We start from the raw sequence: 18,948 nt of genomic DNA, 5'->3' as shown, positions 1-18,948 counted from the left end.
CTATACTGACTCGGTAACACACATACCGCTGGAGGCGCAGACCCATGGGCAACGATTCGATTCGCTATTTGATAGTGCCGGGCTGGCAAGGTTCGTCCGACGATCATTGGCAAACCCACTGGCAAAACAGCTTACCGAACAGTGCCCGGGTGGAGCAGGCCGACTGGCTCACGCCTCGACGCGAAGACTGGATCGCTGCCTTGGCCGAAGCCATTGCCGCCGACAGCACCCCCGTGATTCTGATTGCCCACAGCCTGGGTTGCATCACGGTAGCCCATTGGGCCGAGCGTGCGCCAGAAAGCCTGCTTGGCCAAGTGCGCGGCGCGTTGCTGGTGGCCCCGGCAGATGTCGAACGTCCCGCCTGTGCGCCCGCCTTGCGCAACTTTGCCCCTATCCCGAGCCAGCCTTTGCCGTTCCCCAGCCAGATTGTCACCTCGGATAACGATGGGGCGGTCAGTGCGCCACGGGCGATGGAGTTCGCCCGCCAGTGGGGCGCCGAAATTGGCGTGATCAGCGGCGCGGGGCATATCAACGTCAAATCCGGACACCAGCGCTGGGAGCAAGGCTTCGCCTTTTTGTACCGCCTGCAAACCCGCATCGAGCACGGTGCCCTGCGCCGAGCATGAATTTCTGAAACGCCCGCGCCCACCCAACGGCTGCGGGTGGGAGCCTGTCATGAGCCTGCATGAAACTTTTGGCCAGCCATTGCTGACCTTTCCCGACGCGGAAAAAAGCCCGCTGAGCATTCGCGCCAAGGCGCTGGTGTTTGTCGACCCTCGCTCACGCACACTGCGCAACGATCTGGAACTGTTGGCGCCCCGTGCGCTACCGGTGTTGATTCGTGGCGAAACCGGCAGCGGCAAGGAACTGCTGGCCCGGCATATCCACCGCGCCAGCGATCGCACCGGCTTGTTCGTGTCGGTCAACTGCGGCGCGATCAGCCCCACCTACGCAGACGCCGAACTGTTCGGCTATGCCGCCGGAGCACACAACAGTTCGGCCAGCAGCCGCGCCGGCTGGTTTGGCTCGGCCAATGGCGGCACCCTGTATCTGGACGAAATTGGCGACTTGCCCCTGGCGATTCAGATCAAGCTGCTGGCGGCTCTGGAAACCCACGAAGTCACTCGCGTAGGCGCTCATCAACCCAGCCCTGTGGACGTGCGCCTGGTGGCGGCCACCAGCATCGATCTGGCGCAGGCGGTCAGTGCCGGCAAATTCCACGAGCGGCTGTATCACTACCTCAGCGAAGGAAGGCTGGAGTTACCCGCCTTGCGCGAACGGCCCGGTGACATCCTGTCGCTGGCCGAATACTTTTTAGGCATCTACAGCCAGCGCCTGAACCTGCCCGTACCGTTTATCAGCGACGGCGCGCAGCGGGTGCTTGAGCGCTATAGCTGGCCGGGCAACACCCGGGAGCTGGAAAACGTGATTCATTTTGCGCTGTTGGTCAGCACCGGCGACGAGATCCAGCCCGAGCACCTGAACCTGCCCGACGCACTGAGCCAGATTGAGCTGTTTATCAAGGGGGCGACAGGACAGGAGTTGGCGGCAATCAAGCAATTGCTCCCACAGGCCTTGAGCTGAATAAAACTCAAGTGAACAAAAAGGCATAACAAGCTGAATAAAAGTTATTGTTCTGGAATAAAGAATCTCGGTATTGTCTGTTTCGTCTTCCAATAAAACCGTCCTGCGAACGGTCACACACTTAAGGGTATTGCATGAAAAAGGTTCTGTTGTTTACCGCATTGGCGGCTGCTCTGACGGCAGGCCTGGCACAGGCTGGCGAAAAACTGGTGGTGGCTGCCACCCCTGTTCCCCACGCCGAAATCCTTGAGCTGATCAAACCGACCCTCGCCAAAGAAGGCGTGGATCTGGAAATCAAAGTGTTCACCGACTACGTGCAACCTAACGTCCAGGTTGCCGAGAAACACCTGGATGCCAACTACTTCCAGACCCTGCCTTACCTCGAAAGCTTTAATAAAGGCAAAGGCACCAATCTGCAAACCGTGATCGGCGTTCACGTTGAACCGTTTGGCGGCTACTCGAAAAAAATCAAACACCTGTCCGAGCTTAAAGACGGCGCAACCATCGCCATCCCTAACGAAGGCAGCAACAGCGGTCGTGCGTTGATCCTGCTGCAAAAGGCCGGCCTGATCGAACTCAAAGACCCGACCAACGCTGTGTCCACCCCAAAAGACATCGCCAAGAACCCGCACAACTTCAAGTTCAAAGAGCTTGAGTCGGCACTGCTGCCACGGGTACTGGACCAGGTCGACCTGGACATGATCAACACCAACTACGCGCTGGAAGCTGGCCTGAACCCGGCCACCGACGCACTGATCATCGAAGGTGCTGACTCACCGTACGTGAACTTCCTGGTAGCCCGTCCGGACAACAAGGACAGCCCGGCCATCCAGAAGCTGGCCAAAGCCCTGACCAGCCCGGAAGTAAAAGCCTTTATCGCTGAAAAATACAAAGGCGCGGTGCTGCCAGCGTTCTGATCAAGCACACGTTCCACTGAAAACGCCGACGGCTTATATAGCGTCGGCGTTTTTATTTGTCGGAACATTGAGTCCCACAGACTGAAAACCCTGTTCTACGCTATCACCCGTATCCGCATGTTAATCGGCATCACGCAAAGGAGCTTGCATGGCAGGTCCACTGAACACGGGCATTTTGGGCTTGAGCCTGTTGGCGTTTCTCACCGCGTGCGGCAAAGAGGGCCCTAAGGAGCCTTTGTCCCCAAGGGTGTATGTGCAGCAGGTGAGCACTCGAGCGTTCGCTGCGCCCATTCAACTCAGCGGTGATATTCAGGCCCGGATCGAAACCCAGCTGTCATTTCGCGTGGGCGGCAAGATCATCGAGCGCAAGGTGGACGTGGGGGACCACATCCAGGCTCATCAGGTGCTCGCCCGCCTCGACCCCAAGGACCTGAAGATCCAGGTCGAAACCGCCCAGGCCAGCGTCAATGCGCAACAGGCACAAGTGGTGCAAACCCGTGCTGCATTTATTCGCCAGCAAAAGCTGCTGCCAAAAGGCTACACCAGCCAAAGCGAATACGACGCTGCCAACGCCGCCCAGCTCAGCGCCAAAAGTGCCTTGACTGCTGCCCAGGCGCAGTTGGCCAACGCCCGTGAACAATTGAGCTACAGCAATCTTGAAGCCGAGGCGCCCGGCATTATTACGGCGCGCCAGGCCGAGGTAGGCCAAGTGGTGCAGGCCACCATGCCGATATTCACCCTGGCTCGCGATGGTGCAAGGGATGCGGTGTTCAACGTGTACGAATCGCTGTTTATCGAGCCGCCCAAGGACCCCACGGTTCAGGTCACGCTCTTGAGTAATCCGGCGATCAAGGTCAACGGCCAGATCCGCGAAATCACCCCCACCGTGGCGGCACAAAGCGGCACGCTGCAAATAAAGGTGCAACTGGATGCACTGCCCAAAGGCATGGACCTGGGTTCGATTGTCAGCGTCAACCTGACCCCGCCCTCCAGCCCCAGCATTGAGTTGCCGTGGTCAGCCCTGACCAAGGACATCAGCGAGCCCGCCGTATGGATCGCCGACGAACAAAACAACGTGCGCCTGCAGCGGGTCAAGGTCGGGCGCTACCTGACCGGCAGCGTCATCGTCAGCGAAGGGCTCAAGGATGGAGAAAAAGTCGTGGTCGCAGGCGGGCAATTGCTACACCCCGGCATGAAGGTTGAAATCGTCCCCACTCCAGCCCAGGGAGTTCAACTATGAGGCGTTTGTGGATGATGCCCTTGGCTGCCGCACTGCTGGCGGGATGCTCTGAAAAACAGCCCCCCGAACCCATTCGGCCCGCACTGTATGTGGTGGCACAGCCAAAGCTGGCGCAAGATCTGGGACGCTTTGCCGGCAATATCGAAGCCCGCTACGAAAGTACCCTGGGCTTTCGTGTGCCGGGGCGCATCGTGCGCCGTTATTACGACGTGGGAACGGTGGTCAAACAGGGCGACATTCTGGCCAACCTCGACCCCACCGATCAGCAAAATCAGTTGCGTTCGGCACAGGGCGACCTGGCCAAGGTACAAGCGCAATTGATCAACGCCAAAGCCAACGCCCGCCGCCAGCAAGAGCTGTTCGACCGTGGTGTGGGCGCCCAGGCCCAACTGGACACGGCACAAGCCGACCTCAAGACCACCCAGGCCTCGGTGCAACAGGCACAGGCGGCGGTGAATCAGGCCCAGGATCAGCTCGGTTACTGCAACCTGCGCGCCGACCATGACGCCGTGATCACGCAATGGCAGGCCGAGGCCGGGCAAGTGGTAAGCATCGGCCAGGAAGTCGTCACCCTGGCGCGACCTGAAATCAAAGAGGCGGTGATCGACCTGCCGGGACCGCTGGCCGAGGCGCTGCCCAAAGGCATCGAGTTCCGCGTTGCCGGCCAGCTCGACCCGAACATCAACACCAGCGCCCATATCCGCGAAATCGCTCCACAGGCCGACAGTGCAACCCGCACACGACGCACCCGCCTGACACTGGACTCGACCCCGGCGGCGTTTCGACTTGGCAGCTCGGTCAGCGTGACCGTCAGCAGCCCGACCGCCGAGCACTTTCAACTGCCACTGACCGCCATGCAGGAAACCGACAGCCGCACCCGCGTGTGGATCATCGACGCCGCAACCCAGACCGTCAGCCCCCGTGACGTTACGGTTCTGCGGCGCGATGCAAAAAGCGTGTTGTTATCTGGCGGCATCAAAACCGGCGACATGGTGGTCAGTGCAGGCGTGCATAGCCTTACCCCTGGGCAGAAAGTCAGACTCGATAAGGAAAGCTCGCAATGAATGGGAAGTTCAACCTGTCCGAGTGGGCCCTGAAACATCAGTCATTTGTCTGGTATCTGATGTTTGTGGCGGTGGTCGCCGGGATTTTCTCGTACATCAATCTGGGCCGGGCCGAAGACCCGTCCTTTGCCATCAAAACCATGGTAATCCAGACCCGCTGGCCCGGCGCCACGGTCGATGAAACCCGGTTGCAAATCACCGACCGCATCGAGAAAAAGCTCGAGGAGCTGGACTCCCTCGACTACGTGCAAAGCTATACCCGCCCTGGCGAGTCCACGGTGTTTGTGTTCCTCAAGGACACTACCAAGGCCGATGCCATCCCGAATATCTGGTACGAGGTGCGCAAGAAAATCGGCGACATTCGCGGCGACTTCCCCCAGGGCATTCAAGGCCCGGGGTTCGACGATGAGTTCGGTGATGTCTACGGCACCATCTTCGCCTTCACCGGCGACGGCTTCACCATGCGCCAGCTGCGCGATTACGTGGAGCAGGTTCGCACCGGCATTCGCGATGTACCCAATCGCGGCAAGGTGATGACCATTGGCGAGCAGGAAGAAACCTTCTACCTGGATTTTTCGACCCGCAAGCTGGCAGCGCTGGGCCTTGATCAACAGCAAATACTGGAAAGCCTGCAAGCCCAGAACGCCGTTACCCCTGCGGGGGTCATCGAAGCGGGTCCCGAACGCATGTCGGTGCGTACCTCGGGGCAGTTCCACAGTGTTGAAGACCTGGCCGCGGTGAACCTGCGGGTCAACGACCGTTTTTACCGCCTGGCCGACATCGCCGACATCACCCGGGGCTACGTTGACCCGGCGGCCCCCATGTTTCATTACAACGGCAAGCCCGCCATTGGTCTGGCAATCGCCATGATTGATGGCGGCAACATTCAGGAGTTCGGCAAGCAACTGCAGGAGCGCATCGATGAACTGACCGCAGAGTTGCCGGTGGGGGTGGGCGTACACATGGTGTCCGATCAGGCGCAGGTGGTTGAAGAAGCCGTGAGCGGCTTCACCAGTGCGCTGTTTGAAGCCGTGGTCATCGTGCTGGCGGTGAGTTTCATCAGCCTGGGCCTGCGAGCCGGCCTGGTGGTGGCGATCTCGATCCCGCTGGTACTGGCGCTGGTGTTCGTGTTTATGGAATTCACCGGCATTGCCATGCAGCGGGTGTCGCTGGGTGCACTGATCATCGCCTTGGGCCTGCTGGTGGATGACGCGATGATCACGGTGGAGATGATGATCACGCGCCTCGAACTGGGGGAAACCAAGGAGCAGGCCGCCACCTTTGCCTATCACTCCACAGCCTTCCCGATGTTGACCGGCACCCTGGTGACGGTTGCAGGTTTCGTTCCCATCGGTCTGAACAACAGCTCGGCGGGGGAATACACCTTCACCCTGTTCGCGGTGATTGCCGTGGCGATGCTGGTGTCGTGGGTGGTGGCCGTACTGTTCGCGCCAGTGCTGGGTGTGCATATCCTGAGTGCCAAGGTTAAACCCAAGTCCGAAGAACCCGGGCGCCTGGCCCGGGCTTTCAACACTGCCCTGCTGTGGTGCATGCGTAATCGCTGGTGGACCATCGGCGCCACGGTGCTGATGTTTGTGCTGTCGGTGTTCGGCATGGGGCTGGTGCAGAACCAGTTTTTCCCGGCATCCGATCGCCCCGAAATCCTGGTCGACCTGAACTTGCCGCAAAACGCTTCGATTCAGGAAACCCTCAAAGTTACCCAGCGGTTTGAAGAGTCACTCAAGGGCGATCCGGATATCGTGCGCTGGAGCTCGTACATCGGCGAAGGTGCAATCCGTTTCTACCTGCCGCTGGACCAGCAACTGCAAAACCCCTTCTACGCCCAACTGGTCATCGTCAGTACCGGACTTGATAGCCGCGACGCCTTGATGGAGCGTCTCAACAAGCGTCTGCGCGAAGAGTTCGTGGGGGTCGGCAGCTTCGTCCATACCCTGGAACTGGGGCCTCCGGTGGGGCAACCGCTGCAGTACCGGGTCAGCGGCAAAAACATCGACCTGGTGCGCAAGTATTCGATCGACCTGGCCACCGTGCTCGACGCCAACCCCAACGTCGGCGAAACCATTTTCAACTGGAACGAACCCGGCAAGGTCTTGCGCATCGACATTGCTCAGGACAAGGCCCGCCAGTTCGGACTGTCGTCCGAGGACGTGGCCCATGTGATGAACAGCATCGTCAGCGGTGCCGCCATCAGCCAGGTCAAGGACAACATCTACCTGGTCAACATCGTCGGGCGGGCCAACAGCAGTGAGCGCGGCACCCCTGAAACCCTGCTCAACCTGCAGATCACCACCCCCAGCGGCACTTCGATTCCGCTCCTGGCCTTTGCCACGGTAAGTTACGAGCTGGAGCAACCGTTGATATGGAGCCGGGACCGGATCCCCACCCTGACCCTCAAGGCCTCGGTGCGTGGCTCGATGCAACCGACCGACCTGGTGGCGCAACTCAAGCCTGAGATCGACAAGTTTGCCGAAAGCCTGCCCCAGGGCTACACCTTGCAAACCGGCGGTACGGTAGAACAAAGCGCCAAGGCCCAGGGCCCGATCGCCAAGGTGGTGCCGTTGATGCTGTTCCTGATGGCCACTTTCCTGATGATCCAGCTGCAAAGCGTGAAGAAGATGTTCCTGGTGGTGAGTGTGGCGCCGCTGGGGTTGATCGGGGTGGTGCTGGCGCTGGTGCCCACCGGGACGCCGATGGGCTTTGTGGCGATTCTGGGGATTTTGGCGCTGGTGGGCATCATCGTGCGCAACTCGGTGATTCTGGTGACCCAGATCGACCAGTACGAGCGCGACGGCTATGACCCGTGGCATGCCGTGATGCAAGCCACGCAGCACCGTCGCCGACCGATCCTGCTGACTGCGGCGGCGGCCAGCCTGGGGATGATCCCGATTGCCCGCGACGTGTTCTGGGGACCAATGGCTTACGCCATGATTGGCGGCATCCTGTCGGCCACCTTACTCACGCTGCTGTTCCTGCCAGCGCTGTATGTGGCCTCGTACAAGATCAAGGAGAACAAAGAGCCGCCGCCAGCCCATGTTTGATGACCCCTGTGGGAGCGGGCTTGCCCGCGATTGAGACGGCGCGGTTTACCCGGTAAACCGCGTCATTCCTGTCGCGAGCAAGCCCGCTCCCACATGATCTGAAGCAAGGGCAATCAGCGCTGCGCTTGCCCTTGCTGCATGACCCACTGCACCACTTGCGGCATCAGCACATCACTGGCCTGGCCAAACCCTGCAACAACGCCCGGCACCAATGGATTGCTCAGGGGCTGACGTGCTTCGAACCGTTTGGAGGCAATCACACGCTGATCGCTGCTGCGAACCAGACGGGCGTTGTACTGGATCAGCACTTCAGGGCTTTTGCCGTTGTAGTGCGTCTGGAACGCCAGCAACTCTCCACCCAACTCGTAATCGGCCTGCAAGTTACTGTCGTCGGTGCTCAGGCCCTGGATTCGGCCATCCTGCAAGAAGGCATCAAGCAGACGATTGCGCATCAACACGGGTGCGGTGTCAGTCCAGCGTGCGCCCTTGTAGTTGCTGATCAGGTTGCCCTCGGGCACCACGGCGATGTTCTGGTTGTTCAGGGCGCCACTGGCCATCGGCTTGTCGAGGCGCAACGACCAGTTCACCGGCGCGCTGTGACTCGCAGCCATGGGCGCTTGCGCAGCCGGCAGCCGGTACACGTCGACCATCTCGGGCTTGGGCAGTATCGAACAGGCGCTGAGCACACTCAGGCTTGTCGCAAGCACGATGGAGCCTGCCAGGCGATAGGTACGCTTCATGGAGTGAATTCCTTGTTCTGTTCGCGGCCCAGCAAGTAACCGCTTGGATTGGCTTCCAGGCGCCGCGAGATCGAGCGCAGTGTGCCGAGGGTTTCGCGCAGCTCGTTGACCGCAGGGCCCAGTTGATTCAGACCCTGCAGGCCGCTATTGAGCGAGTCCTCATTGTTGTCGATCAGCGTGTTGATGGTCGCACTGCTCTGTTCCAGCGACTTCATGGCGCGCTCTGCGCTGCTGAACATCTGCTTGCCATCGGTGCTCAGCAGGCCGTTGGCATTGCGCATCAGCGCGGTGGTCTGCTCAAGCGTGGCGCTGGCCTGCTTGCCAACCTGGGCCAGCTGTTTCAGCGTCTGGCTGATGTCGCCACGCTGACCGGCAATGGCCGTGGTGGTTTGCTCAAGGTTGTCCAGGGTCTTGCTGACGCGGCTGACGTTCTCTTCCGAGAACAGGCTGTTGGCGTTATGCAGCAGCATGTTGACGTTGGCCATCAGGTCGGAGCCGTCGGTGAGCAGGCGGGCAATCGGAGACGGAGAGGCCACGATTTCCGGCAGCTTGCCGTTCTTGCCCTTGAGGTCCGGGCTGTTCGGGTCGCCGCCACTGAGCTGGATGATCGAGGTGCCCGTCACGCCGGTCAGGGCCAGCTTGGCCTTGGTGTCGACCTTGACCGGGGTGCTGGCGGCCAGGCGGATGCGTGCCAGCACGCGGCGCGGATCCTTGTCGTCCAGTCGCAACTCAATGACGTCACCCACCTTGATGCCGTTGTATTGCACCGAACTGCCTTTGGACAGGCCGCTGACGGCTTCGTTGAACACCACTTCGTAGTCCTTGAACGTGCTGTCCATGCTCGCCTTGGCCAGCCACAGACCGAACAGCATGCCCCCGACGACGACCAGGACGCTGAACAAGCCGATCAATACATGATGGGCACGGGTTTCCATGTCATTGCTCCTTAAGCTGGGTTGCCGCTTCGTATGCGGCGCGGCCACGGGGGCCATGGAAATATTCGTGAATCCACGGGTCGTCGAAGTCTTCGACCTCGCGGATGGGTGCCGCCACCAGCACCCGTTTTTGCGACAGCACAGCCACCCGGTCCGTGATGGTGTACAGCGTGTCCAGGTCATGGGTGACCAGAAACACGCTCAGGCCCAGCGCATCGCGCAGGGTCAGAATCAGTTGGTCAAACGCCGCCGCGCCTATCGGGTCAAGCCCGGCGGTGGGCTCATCAAGAAACAGGATGTCCGGGTCCAGTGCCAGTGCCCGTGCCAGCGCGGCGCGCTTGACCATCCCCCCCGACAACGAAGAGGGGTATTTATCGGCCGCCGACAACGGCAACCCGGCCAGCGCCAGCTTGACGCACGCCAGGTGCTCGGCGTCAGGGCGGCTCAGGCCCGCGTGTTCAATCAGGGGCAGGGCAATGTTTTCCGTCACGGTCAGCGACGAAAACAACGCGCCGCGCTGGAACAACACACCAAAGCGCCGCTCGATCAACGAGCGCTCGGCCTCTTGCAGGCTCATCAAGTCCTGACCAAACACCCGCACCTGGCCTTCAGTGGGTCGACGCAAGCCGACAATGCTGCGCAGCAGTACCGATTTACCGGTACCGGAGCCGCCAACCACTCCCAGGATTTCGCCTTTGTACACATCAAGGTCGAGGTGTTCGTGCACGCTCTGGCTGCCAAAGCGGTTGCACAGATCACGCACCTCGATCACCGCCTCGCCGGGCTTGCGCAGGGAAGTACTCACCAGCCCATCTCCATGAAGAACAACGCGGCCACGGCGTCGAGGACGATCACGATAAAGATCGATTGCACCACGCTGGACGTGGTGTGGGCACCGACCGATTCGGCGCTGCCGCTGACTTTAAAGCCTTCAAGGCAGCCCACCGCAGCGATCAGAAAGGCAAAGAACGGTGCCTTGACCATGCCCACCAAAAAGTTCTGAACGCCGATATCGGAGTGCAACAGCGAAATAAACATGTCGGGGGAAATACCCAGCGACACCACGCACACCACCGCGCCGCCGAGGATGCCCGACATCATGGCCAGGAAGGTCAGCAGCGGCAGGGCGATCAACAGGGCCAGCACCCGTGGCAGCACCAGCAAGTCCATCGGATCGAGGCCCAGGGTGCGGATTGCGTCGATTTCTTCGTTGGCTTTCATTGAGCCGATTTGCGCCGTAAAGGCACTGGCGGTACGGCCCGCCAGCAGGATGGCGGTCAGCAGCACGCCGAACTCACGCAGGAAGGAAAACGCCACCAGGTCGACGGTGAAGATCCCCGCACCAAAGCTGGCCAGCACCGTGGCCCCCAGAAATGCCACCACGGCGCCCACCATAAAGGTCAGCAGCATCACAATCGGGGCAGCGTTGAGGCCGATCTGCTCGATGTGTGCCACTACCGGCGTGATGCGCCATTGCTTGGGCCTGAACAGGTTGCGCGCCAGGGTTTGCAGGATCAGGCCGATAAAGCCGAGCAATTGCAGGGTGTCTTGCCACAGCTTGTAGACCGCGCTGCCGATGCGGCTGAGCAACAGGATGGCGACGTTCTGCGGGGCGGCTTTGACCGGCACACAAAAGTCGCGCATCGAGGAATAGACCGTCTGCAACAAGGCGCGGTCTGCGGCGGGGAGTTTTTGTGCCGTGTCGGTCAACTGGCCGACCCGCTCGGCACCCAGCAACTCCACCAGTAGTGACGCACCTGCCGTATCGATACTGGTCACGTCATCCAGGTTGATAGCGGTCCGGGCGTCGTACTTGCCCATCAGTTGCTCGGTCTGTTGCTTGAGGCGGGGGTAATGGGCAAGCGTCCAGTCGCCGCTGATCAACAGCCGCGCCGGGTTACTGGAAGTGTCTAGTTGGGCATTGCCCGCCATGGCCGTAATAGTCTTAAGCTCCCAGCTAAGTACGTTTGAACACAGACCTTATGTAATAGCACAATCCTGCAAAAGTGTTTCAGTTTGCCTGAACAGGCACAGGCGCGGATTGATCTGGGTTAACCCGAAAGCGCAAAACACCGATCAATTGCCCATCTTCAGTCAATACCCGAACTTGCCAGCGACCCACCGGGTTGGGCGGGAAATTCTGCTTGTGGGTCCAGGCGCGGTAGCCCTCTTTGCGCCCGCCCTGAATATTGAGCGCGATACGGTCGACCTCCTGGCCGTTGAGTTGCCATACATGGTAAATCCGCTCGTTCAAACCCCGCGGCGCGTTGACCGAGGTGTAAGCGTACAGGCCACGGCCACGCAACTCGCTGACGCTGATTTCTTTAATGCTCTCGCCCGGCGTGCGGTCTTGCAGTTGTGTGGTGACCGCCACTTCGGTCATCCACAGCGTGGCAGGCGGCACCCAGGAGCGCAGCAGCCAGCCGGTGCCGCCCAGGGCCAGGACAATCAGCGGCAGCACCAGCCAGCCGCGCCAGGTCTTGAGCGGCAGGCTCACGGCCAGGCTGGGGATTGAAAGCAGCACAGCAGTGCCCAGCGCCAGCTTGTAGCTCTCGGAGGTGGTGAGGTTGAGGATGATCGGCAGCGCCGTCAGCATCGCCGCGAACAGGGCGAGGGTGTGCATCGCCAAAAACAGCCAGCGCCGGGGGGCCAGCCATTTGTAATACAGCGGGTCCGTGATGGTGATCAGGGCACACACACCCAAAAGCCCGGTAAAGACAAGCTGCCCGCTGTTCCAGGTGGTGGTGATAAAGAAAAACGGCAACACGAAAAACAGACTTTCCTGATGGATCATCTGGGTCGCATAACGTAGCAGCGGCGGGGGTATCTCGCGTTTGAATACCCGGCTGAACAGCTGGGTAAAACTGTTTTCCAGCATCAACCAGACCCAGCTCACCAGCAGGATCACGGCGATCCAGCGGGCCATGCCCTGTTGACGGTCCACCAGGATAAAACTGCCCACGCCCGAGCAAAAACCGAACGCCGCAATGAGCCCCGGATAGCGCTTCATCAACTCAAGGACGCGCTGTATGAGGAGGTTCCAGTTAGGCATTCGGCAGTTCACATTCTGTATAGGAAATATCCTCGACAGAATAGCGTTTTAGGCGCTCCGCGTCCGGGACTTCATGACACTGTGGGAACGGGCTTGCTCGCGATTGAGTCGCTGCGGTCTGTCAGGCAAACCGTGGTGAGACCATCGCGAGCAAGCCCGCTCCTACAACGCACGCTTAACGCACGCTGCTTTCGAAGCGGCTGGCGCCGGTCAGTTCCAGTACCAGCTCGTCGCCCACATTCAGCGGACCAACGCCTACTGGAGTGCCGGTCATGATGACGTCACCGGCTTGCAGCGAGAAGCACGCAGCCATGTGCTGGATCATCGGCACAATCGGGTTGAGCATCAGGGCGCTGTTGCCATCCTGGCGCACTTCACCATTGATGGTCAGGCGAATGCCGATATCGGCCAGATCAGGAAAGGTGCTGCTCTGTACGAACGGGGCCAGTACACAGGCGCCGTCGAACGACTTGGCGATTTCCCAGGGCAAACCCTTGCCCTTGAGCTCGGTCTGCTTGTCGCGCAGGGTCAAGTCCAGGCCCGGGGCAAAACCGGAGATGGCGTCCAGCACTTCTTCAGCACTTGGGTTATTCGACAGAGGCTTGCCGATCAACACCGAAATTTCTGCTTCGTAGTGCACTGAACCGCGTTCGGCTGGAATCGCGAAACCACCGTCCAGCGGTACGACACAACTGCCCGGCTTGATGAAAAGCAGGGGTTCAGACGGGATCGGGTTGTCCAGTTCCTTGGCGTGTTCGGCATAGTTGCGGCCGATGCACACCACTTTACCGATAGGAAAGTGAATCCGGGTACCGTCGACATACTGGTGCTGATAGCTCATTGACCGACTCCGCTGATGGATGCTGATTGTGTAGTCGCTAGGGTTTAAACCGCAAAAATCTTGCCTGGGTTCATGATGCCCTTCGGGTCGAACACGGCCTTGAGGGCTTTCATGTATTCGATCTCGACCGGCGAGCGGCTATAGGTCAGGTAATCACGCTTGGTCATGCCCACGCCGTGCTCGGCAGAGATCGAACCGTTGTACTTCTCAACGGTTTCAAACACCCACTTGTTCACCGTCGCGCACTTGGCGAAGAACTCGTCCTTGCTCAGGTTTTCAGGCTTGAGGATGTTCAAGTGCAGGTTGCCGTCACCGATGTGACCGAACCACACAATTTCGAAATCCGGGTAGTGTTCGCCGACGATCGCGTCAATTTCTTTCAAGAATGCCGGGACTTTCGACACAGTGACCGAAATGTCGTTTTTGTAAGGCGTCCAGTGGGAGATTGTCTCGGAGATGTACTCGCGCAGTTTCCACAGGTTCTGCAGTTGGGTTTCGCTCTGGCTCATCACACCATCAAGCACCCAGCCTTCTTCCATGCAATGTTCGAAGGTTTCCAGCGCAGCATTGGCCACTTCTTCGGTGGTCGCTTCGAATTCCAGCAGCGCGTAGAACGGGCAGTCGGTCTCGAACGGCGAAGGCACGTCGCCACGGTCCATGACTTTGGTCAGCGCCTTGTCGGAGAAGAACTCAAAAGCCGTCAGATCCAGCTTGCTCTGGAAGGCATGCAACACCGGCATGATGGAGTCGAAATCGGCTGTACCCAACACCATCGCCGTCAGGTTTTTCGGTGCGCGATCCAGGCGCATGGTGGCTTCCACCACAAAGCCCAGGGTGCCTTCAGCGCCGATGAACAGCTGGCGCATGTCGTAGCCGGTGGCGTTTTTGATCAGGTCCTTGTTCAGCTCCAGCACGTCGCCCTTGCCGGTCACGACTTTCATGCCCGCAACCCAGTTACGGGTCATGCCGTAGCGAATAACCTTGATACCACCAGCATTGGTGCCGATGTTGCCGCCAATCTGGCTGGAACCTGCCGAAGCAAAATCCACCGGGTAGTACAGGCCGTTTTCTTCGGCCAGGTTTTGCAGGTGCTCGGTAACCACACCCGGCTGGCAGACCACGGTGCGGTCGGTCAGGTTGATGTCCAGCACTTGATTCATGTAGTCGAACGACACAACCACTTCGCCATTGGCGGCCACGGCGGCGGCGGACAAACCGGTACGGCCACCCGATGGCACCAGCGCCACGTCATGGGCGTTGGCCCACAGCACGATGGCCTGCACTTGTTCAGTGGTTTTCGGGAACACAATGGCCAGCGGGGCCGGGGCGAAATGCTTGGTCCAGTCCTTGCCGTAAGCATTAAGGGAGTCGGCATCGGTCAGGACCTTGCCAGGCTCTACCAGGGTCTTCAGCTCATCAATCAAGGCAGGATGGGTCATCAACAGAACTCTCGAACAATTCATGGTCATCCTGAGAACGCTTCACGTCGCAGGAATGGGTGTTTAGCGGGGCGCTTATGCTAGCATACGACCCCCCCGCAGAATCGAGCCGTAGGACGATTCTCGGTGCCGGTCTTCACGCCGGCCAGGTCAGCTCTCGCTGTCCATTCCCTGCCATTTTTTCTCTGGGACACAGGTTTACGCAGATGAGCAAGACTTCTCTCGATAAGAGCAAGATCAAGTTCCTTCTTTTGGAAGGCGTCCACCAATCCGCTGTTGAAGTGCTCAAATCTGCCGGGTACACCAGCATTGAGTACATCACCAGTTCCTTGCCTGAAGCCCAGCTGAAGGAAAAGATCGCTGATGCCCACTTTATCGGCATCCGTTCTCGTACCCAGCTGACCGAAGAAGTGTTCGACTGCGCCAAGAAATTGGTCGCTGTTGGTTGTTTCTGCATCGGCACCAACCAGGTCGACCTCAACGCTGCTCGCGAACGCGGTATCGCTGTTTTCAACGCACCGTACTCCAACACCCGTTCGGTGGCTGAGTTGGTGCTGGCTGAAGCGATCCTGTTGTTGCGTGGCATCCCTGAGAAAAACGCTTCCTGCCACCGTGGTGGCTGGATCAAAAGCGCGGCCAACTCCTTCGAAATCCGTGGCAAGAAGCTGGGTATCGTCGGTTACGGCTCTATCGGCACTCAGCTGTCGGTACTGGCTGAAAGCCTGGGCATGCAAGTGTTCTTCTACGACACCGTGACCAAGCTGCCATTGGGCAACGCAACCCAGGTTGGCAATCTGCACGAACTGCTGGGCATGTCCGACATCGTCACCCTGCACGTTCCTGAAACCGCAGCCACCCAGTGGATGATCGGTGAGAAAGAAATCCGCGCCATCAAAAAGGGCGGGATTCTGATCAACGCCGCACGTGGCACCGTGGTTGAGCTGGATGCCCTGGCTGACGCGATCAAGGACAAGCACCTGATCGGCGCCGCCATCGACGTGTTCCCGGTTGAGCCGCGCTCCAACGACGACGTGTTCGAAAGCCCGCTGCGCGGCCTGGACAACGTGATCCTGACCCCGCACATCGGCGGTTCCACCGCTGAAGCGCAAGCCAACATCGGTCTGGAAGTGGCAGAAAAACTGGTCAAGTACAGCGACAACGGTACCTCGGTATCGTCCGTGAACTTCCCTGAAGTGGCCCTGCCGGCTCACCCTGGCAAGCACCGTCTGCTGCACATCCACGAGAACATCCCGGGTGTGATGAGCGAGATCAACAAGATCTTCGCCGAAAACGGGATCAACATCTCCGGTCAGTTCCTGCAAACCAACGAAAAAGTTGGCTATGTAGTGATCGACGTGGATGCCGAGTCTTCGGACCTGGCGCAAGAGAAGTTGCAGACCGTCAACGGCACGATCCGTTGCCGCGTTTTGTTCTAAACGTGCGTTACTAAAAAGGGAGACCCTCGGGTCTCCCTTTTTTGTGGGTCGAAAATACTTATTTCACATCAACCGTGATTTTCTTCGACACGATGCTTGGCTTGAACGGCACGTGCACCTGGTTGCCCAGCACCAGTTGCAGGGTGTGCTTGCCGGGTGGCAGGGTTACCTGGGTTTCGGTCTGGGCCTTGCCGAAGTGGATATGGTTGGCATCGGCCGGAATGGGTGCGTTCTCGGCTGGCAACTGGTCGACGTCAATCAGCAGGTGGTGGTGGCCAGCATGGGGAGTGGCTTCGGTAATAGGCGCCAGAGGCATGCCTTCGATACCGAATTTAACGGTGAACGTTTGATCAACGGTGGCACCGTCTTTAGGTTCGACGATGAAAACCTTGGCGCCTTTTGGAGCCGGTTCCGATTCCAGGCCCGCCGCAGTCGCCATGACCGAAGCGCCCATCAACACAGAAGCCAACGCAACACGAGACAGTAGAGCTTTCATTTTTTTCTCCGGTTTTTTGCAAAATTCTTCGACGCCGGACAACTTTGAGCCAATCTGTTGTCCAACGCCGCAACTGACCAACATAAAGCAAAGCGGACGCCAATTGCGAATCGCTTGCAACAAATTCCAAGGAGTGTCCATGCGTTTCCTGCCAGGCCTGATGCTTTTACTGCCATTGGCGAGCCCTTTTGCTCAAGCCGAACTGATCGACGACGTGAACGACCGAGGCGAACTGCGCATCGCCCTTGAGGCCGACATGCCCCCGTTCAGCTTCAAGCAAGACGGGCGCCTGACCGGCTTTGACGTTGAATTGGGCGAGCTGCTGGCTCAGGAACTGGAAGTGCATCCCTCCATTCTTGTGACGGACAGCAATGACCTGTTGCCGGGCGTTGAGAGCGGCAAATACGACGTTGCCATCAACCACATCGCTTTGACTCCCGAACTTCAGGATCGTTTCGACTTCAGCGAGCCTTACAGCCACCTGCAAGCGCAGACGATAGCCCGGCAGGAACCACCGCGCTCACCCAACAGCCTTGCCATGTTGCAGGGCCAGACATTAGGCGTAGTTCAGGGCAACGCGTTTGTCGACCGCGGGCCATTGGTAACCGTGGCGCAGAAAGCGCCGGTCACTGATGAGGAAGTTGCCCTGGCCATTCCCTTCCAGAAAGGCAACCCGGCGTTCCAGGCCAGCCTGGACAAGGCACTGCAGCGGATCAAGGCCGATGGCCGGCTGGAGGCCTTGTCGCAGAAATGGTTCGGGATGGGTGCAAAACAACCCTGAATACCCACTGTGGGAGCGGGCTTGCTCGCGATGGGATCGAATCGGTAATTCAGGCATACCGAGTCAACTGCATCGCGAGCAAGCCCGCTCCCAACCGATACTCAGGGTGTGCGAATCGCCTTCACATCCCCGGCCTTCACTTCACCCGCCTTGTTACCCCAACTGGTGCGGATGAAATTGACCACATCGGCCACTTCCTGATCCGACAAACGCCAGTCGAAAGCAGGCATGGTGAAGGTCGACGGCGCCGTATGCGTCGCCGGCAACGTCCCACCTTTAAGCACGATATGAATCAGCGACGTCGGGTCCGCCGACTGCAACACCGGGTTACCCGCCAGGGCAGGGAACACTCGGGTGTAGCCATGACCGTCAGTGCGATGGCAGGCCGCGCAGTTATCGATATACACCGCAGCGCCGCGCTTGCTGTCGTCACCGTTCCACAGGGCATCCGCTACCGCCGGATCGTACTGATGGGGCACGTCAGCCGGATCAACCGCAGGCAACGACTTCAAGTATCGAGCGATAGCGGTCAGATCATCCTCGGACATGTACTGCATGCTGTGCACGATCACATCACTCATGCCACCAAATACAGCACTGCGATCACTGCGCCCGGTCTTGAGGAACTGCACCAGTTGCGCCTCGCTCCAACTGCCCAGACCGTCCTTGTGGTCACCGCGCAGGTTCTTCGCGATCCAGCCTTCCAGTGGTGTGCTGCCTGACAGAAACGCCGGGCTGTCGCTGGCACTCAGGGCTTTTTCCTGCATGGTCAGTGCCCGTGGCGTGTGGCACGCACCGCAGTGCCCAAGGCCTTCCACCAGATACGCACCGCGACTTGTCACCGCGTCTTGCCCGGTTTGCGGCTTGAAGTCTTCAACCTGCGGAGCAAACAGCCAGCGCCATATCGCCAACGGCCAGCGCATGCTCAGCGGCCACGGAATATCGGCCTCCTGGTTCACTTGCTCGACAGGTTTCACGCCCTTCATAAAGTAGGCATACAACGCCTGCATATCGGCCTCATTGACCCGCGCATAGGACGGATACGGCATGGCCGGATACAAGGTGCTGCCATTTTGCGCGACGCCGTGGCGCACGGCTTTGTCGAAATCTTCAAAGCTGTAGCTGCCAATGCCGCTTTTGCCCGGCGTGATGTTGGTCGAATAAATCGTACCGATCGGGGTTTCCATCGCCAGGCCACCGGCGAACGGCTTGCCGTCCTTGGCGGTGTGGCAGGCCACACAGTCACCGGCGCGAGCCAGGTATTCACCTTGCTTGACCAACGCTTGCGGGTCACTGTCTGCAGCCACCGCCGAGAGGCTGGCGAAGAGTGTCAGGGTCGCGATAACAAATGCTTTCATGGTCAT

General features: G+C 59.4%; 17 protein-coding genes. 8 read left to right on the top strand and 9 right to left on the bottom strand.

Going from position 1 to position 18,948, the window contains the following annotated elements; genetic code table 11:
• Positions 1-44: 44 nt before the first annotated feature.
• The 6 genes from KO536_RS11890 to KO536_RS11865 all read left to right on the top strand — a co-directional run bounded on the left by KO536_RS11890 (position 45) and on the right by KO536_RS11865 (position 7,864).
• A complete protein-coding gene (locus KO536_RS11890; protein ID WP_133075017.1) occupies positions 45-626 on the top strand; it encodes an alpha/beta hydrolase in 582 nt (193 codons plus the stop codon).
• A 49-nt stretch (positions 627-675) separates the two neighbouring features.
• Positions 676-1,584 carry a sigma 54-interacting transcriptional regulator gene (locus KO536_RS11885; RefSeq protein ID WP_133075016.1) on the top strand — a complete coding sequence of 303 codons (909 nt, stop codon included), beginning with the start codon at positions 676-678 and terminating at the stop codon, positions 1,582-1,584.
• A gap of 134 nt (positions 1,585-1,718) precedes the next feature.
• Entirely contained in the window at positions 1,719-2,501 is a 783-nt protein-coding gene (locus tag KO536_RS11880; RefSeq protein WP_133075015.1) for a MetQ/NlpA family ABC transporter substrate-binding protein, read from the top strand.
• A 148-nt stretch (positions 2,502-2,649) separates the two neighbouring features.
• On the top strand, positions 2,650-3,741 hold the full coding sequence (locus KO536_RS11875) for an efflux RND transporter periplasmic adaptor subunit (protein WP_133075014.1): 1,092 nt from the start codon (positions 2,650-2,652) through the stop codon (positions 3,739-3,741).
• A complete protein-coding gene (locus KO536_RS11870; protein ID WP_219262001.1) occupies positions 3,738-4,805 on the top strand; it encodes an efflux RND transporter periplasmic adaptor subunit in 1,068 nt (355 codons plus the stop codon). Before KO536_RS11875 ends, KO536_RS11870 begins: the two co-directional genes overlap by 4 nt.
• Positions 4,802-7,864: an efflux RND transporter permease subunit gene (locus tag KO536_RS11865; RefSeq protein WP_219262000.1), complete on the top strand. Its 3,063-nt coding sequence runs from the start codon at positions 4,802-4,804 to the stop codon at positions 7,862-7,864. The genes KO536_RS11870 and KO536_RS11865 overlap by 4 nt, the downstream gene beginning before the upstream one ends.
• 113 nt (positions 7,865-7,977) lie before the next feature.
• On the opposite strand, the gene KO536_RS11860 is transcribed toward KO536_RS11865, so the two are convergent.
• From KO536_RS11860 to KO536_RS11830, 7 genes are all read right to left on the bottom strand, one after another.
• Entirely contained in the window at positions 7,978-8,604 is a 627-nt protein-coding gene (locus KO536_RS11860; protein WP_219261999.1) for an ABC-type transport auxiliary lipoprotein family protein, read from the bottom strand.
• Positions 8,601-9,539, bottom strand: a complete 939-nt coding sequence (locus KO536_RS11855) for an MlaD family protein (protein WP_219261998.1) — start codon at positions 9,537-9,539, stop codon at positions 8,601-8,603. The genes KO536_RS11860 and KO536_RS11855 overlap by 4 nt, the downstream gene beginning before the upstream one ends.
• Before the next feature lies 1 nt (position 9,540).
• Positions 9,541-10,332 carry an ABC transporter ATP-binding protein gene (locus KO536_RS11850; protein ID WP_219262038.1) on the bottom strand — a complete coding sequence of 264 codons (792 nt, stop codon included), beginning with the start codon at positions 10,330-10,332 and terminating at the stop codon, positions 9,541-9,543.
• Between the two features lie 8 nt (positions 10,333-10,340).
• Positions 10,341-11,471, bottom strand: a complete 1,131-nt coding sequence (locus tag KO536_RS11845; RefSeq protein WP_219261997.1) for an ABC transporter permease — start codon at positions 11,469-11,471, stop codon at positions 10,341-10,343.
• A 79-nt stretch (positions 11,472-11,550) separates the two neighbouring features.
• Positions 11,551-12,591 (bottom strand): DUF5924 family protein, encoded by a 1,041-nt coding sequence (locus tag KO536_RS11840; protein WP_219261996.1) that lies wholly within the window; start codon positions 12,589-12,591, stop codon positions 11,551-11,553.
• Between the two features lie 175 nt (positions 12,592-12,766).
• Positions 12,767-13,432: a fumarylacetoacetate hydrolase family protein gene (locus tag KO536_RS11835; RefSeq protein WP_133075006.1), complete on the bottom strand. Its 666-nt coding sequence runs from the start codon at positions 13,430-13,432 to the stop codon at positions 12,767-12,769.
• Positions 13,433-13,476: 44 nt separating this feature from the next.
• Complete coding sequence (locus KO536_RS11830; RefSeq protein ID WP_019828298.1) at positions 13,477-14,871, bottom strand: FAD-binding oxidoreductase; 1,395 nt, start codon at positions 14,869-14,871, stop codon at positions 13,477-13,479.
• 206 nt (positions 14,872-15,077) lie between these two features.
• Here KO536_RS11830 and serA point away from each other — a divergent pair, with 206 nt between their 5' ends.
• On the top strand, positions 15,078-16,307 hold the full coding sequence (serA, locus tag KO536_RS11825) for a phosphoglycerate dehydrogenase (RefSeq protein ID WP_219261995.1): 1,230 nt from the start codon (positions 15,078-15,080) through the stop codon (positions 16,305-16,307).
• Between the two features lie 58 nt (positions 16,308-16,365).
• Here the strand turns inward: serA and KO536_RS11820 are convergent, their stop codons facing one another.
• A complete protein-coding gene (locus KO536_RS11820) occupies positions 16,366-16,803 on the bottom strand; it encodes a DUF4399 domain-containing protein (RefSeq protein ID WP_037032682.1) in 438 nt (145 codons plus the stop codon).
• A gap of 139 nt (positions 16,804-16,942) precedes the next feature.
• On the opposite strand from KO536_RS11820, the gene KO536_RS11815 reads away from it, so the two are divergent.
• Entirely contained in the window at positions 16,943-17,584 is a 642-nt protein-coding gene (locus KO536_RS11815) for a transporter substrate-binding domain-containing protein (RefSeq protein ID WP_133075004.1), read from the top strand.
• Between the two features lie 101 nt (positions 17,585-17,685).
• On the opposite strand, the gene KO536_RS11810 is transcribed toward KO536_RS11815, so the two are convergent.
• Positions 17,686-18,942: a cytochrome c gene (locus tag KO536_RS11810; protein WP_219261994.1), complete on the bottom strand. Its 1,257-nt coding sequence runs from the start codon at positions 18,940-18,942 to the stop codon at positions 17,686-17,688.
• Positions 18,943-18,948: the final 6 nt, after the last annotated feature.

Origin of the sequence: Pseudomonas sp. NKUCC02_KPG, assembly GCF_019345465.1 — a bacterium.
Taxonomy (GTDB): domain Bacteria; phylum Pseudomonadota; class Gammaproteobacteria; order Pseudomonadales; family Pseudomonadaceae; genus Aquipseudomonas.
Note: the sequence above shows the minus strand (reverse complement) of the source record. Positions and strands in the feature narration are given on the sequence as shown.

Bases quoted from the DNA above. Each gene is read 5' to 3' on its own strand.
- KO536_RS11890 (WP_133075017.1), top strand. From the start codon at position 45: ATGGGCAACGATTCGATTCGCTATTTGATAGTGCCGGGCTGGCAAGGT.
- KO536_RS11885 (WP_133075016.1), top strand. From the start codon at position 676: ATGAGCCTGCATGAAACTTTTGGCCAGCCATTGCTGACCTTTCCCGAC.
- KO536_RS11880 (WP_133075015.1), top strand. From the start codon at position 1,719: ATGAAAAAGGTTCTGTTGTTTACCGCATTGGCGGCTGCTCTGACGGCA.
- KO536_RS11875 (WP_133075014.1), top strand. From the start codon at position 2,650: ATGGCAGGTCCACTGAACACGGGCATTTTGGGCTTGAGCCTGTTGGCG.
- KO536_RS11870 (WP_219262001.1), top strand. From the start codon at position 3,738: ATGAGGCGTTTGTGGATGATGCCCTTGGCTGCCGCACTGCTGGCGGGA.
- KO536_RS11865 (WP_219262000.1), top strand. From the start codon at position 4,802: ATGAATGGGAAGTTCAACCTGTCCGAGTGGGCCCTGAAACATCAGTCA.
- KO536_RS11860 (WP_219261999.1), bottom strand. From the start codon at position 8,604: ATGAAGCGTACCTATCGCCTGGCAGGCTCCATCGTGCTTGCGACAAGC.
- KO536_RS11855 (WP_219261998.1), bottom strand. From the start codon at position 9,539: ATGGAAACCCGTGCCCATCATGTATTGATCGGCTTGTTCAGCGTCCTG.
- KO536_RS11845 (WP_219261997.1), bottom strand. From the start codon at position 11,471: ATGGCGGGCAATGCCCAACTAGACACTTCCAGTAACCCGGCGCGGCTG.
- KO536_RS11840 (WP_219261996.1), bottom strand. From the start codon at position 12,591: ATGCCTAACTGGAACCTCCTCATACAGCGCGTCCTTGAGTTGATGAAG.
- KO536_RS11835 (WP_133075006.1), bottom strand. From the start codon at position 13,432: ATGAGCTATCAGCACCAGTATGTCGACGGTACCCGGATTCACTTTCCT.
- KO536_RS11830 (WP_019828298.1), bottom strand. From the start codon at position 14,871: ATGACCCATCCTGCCTTGATTGATGAGCTGAAGACCCTGGTAGAGCCT.
- serA (WP_219261995.1), top strand. From the start codon at position 15,078: ATGAGCAAGACTTCTCTCGATAAGAGCAAGATCAAGTTCCTTCTTTTG.
- KO536_RS11820 (WP_037032682.1), bottom strand. From the start codon at position 16,803: ATGAAAGCTCTACTGTCTCGTGTTGCGTTGGCTTCTGTGTTGATGGGC.
- KO536_RS11815 (WP_133075004.1), top strand. From the start codon at position 16,943: ATGCGTTTCCTGCCAGGCCTGATGCTTTTACTGCCATTGGCGAGCCCT.
- KO536_RS11810 (WP_219261994.1), bottom strand. From the start codon at position 18,942: ATGAAAGCATTTGTTATCGCGACCCTGACACTCTTCGCCAGCCTCTCG.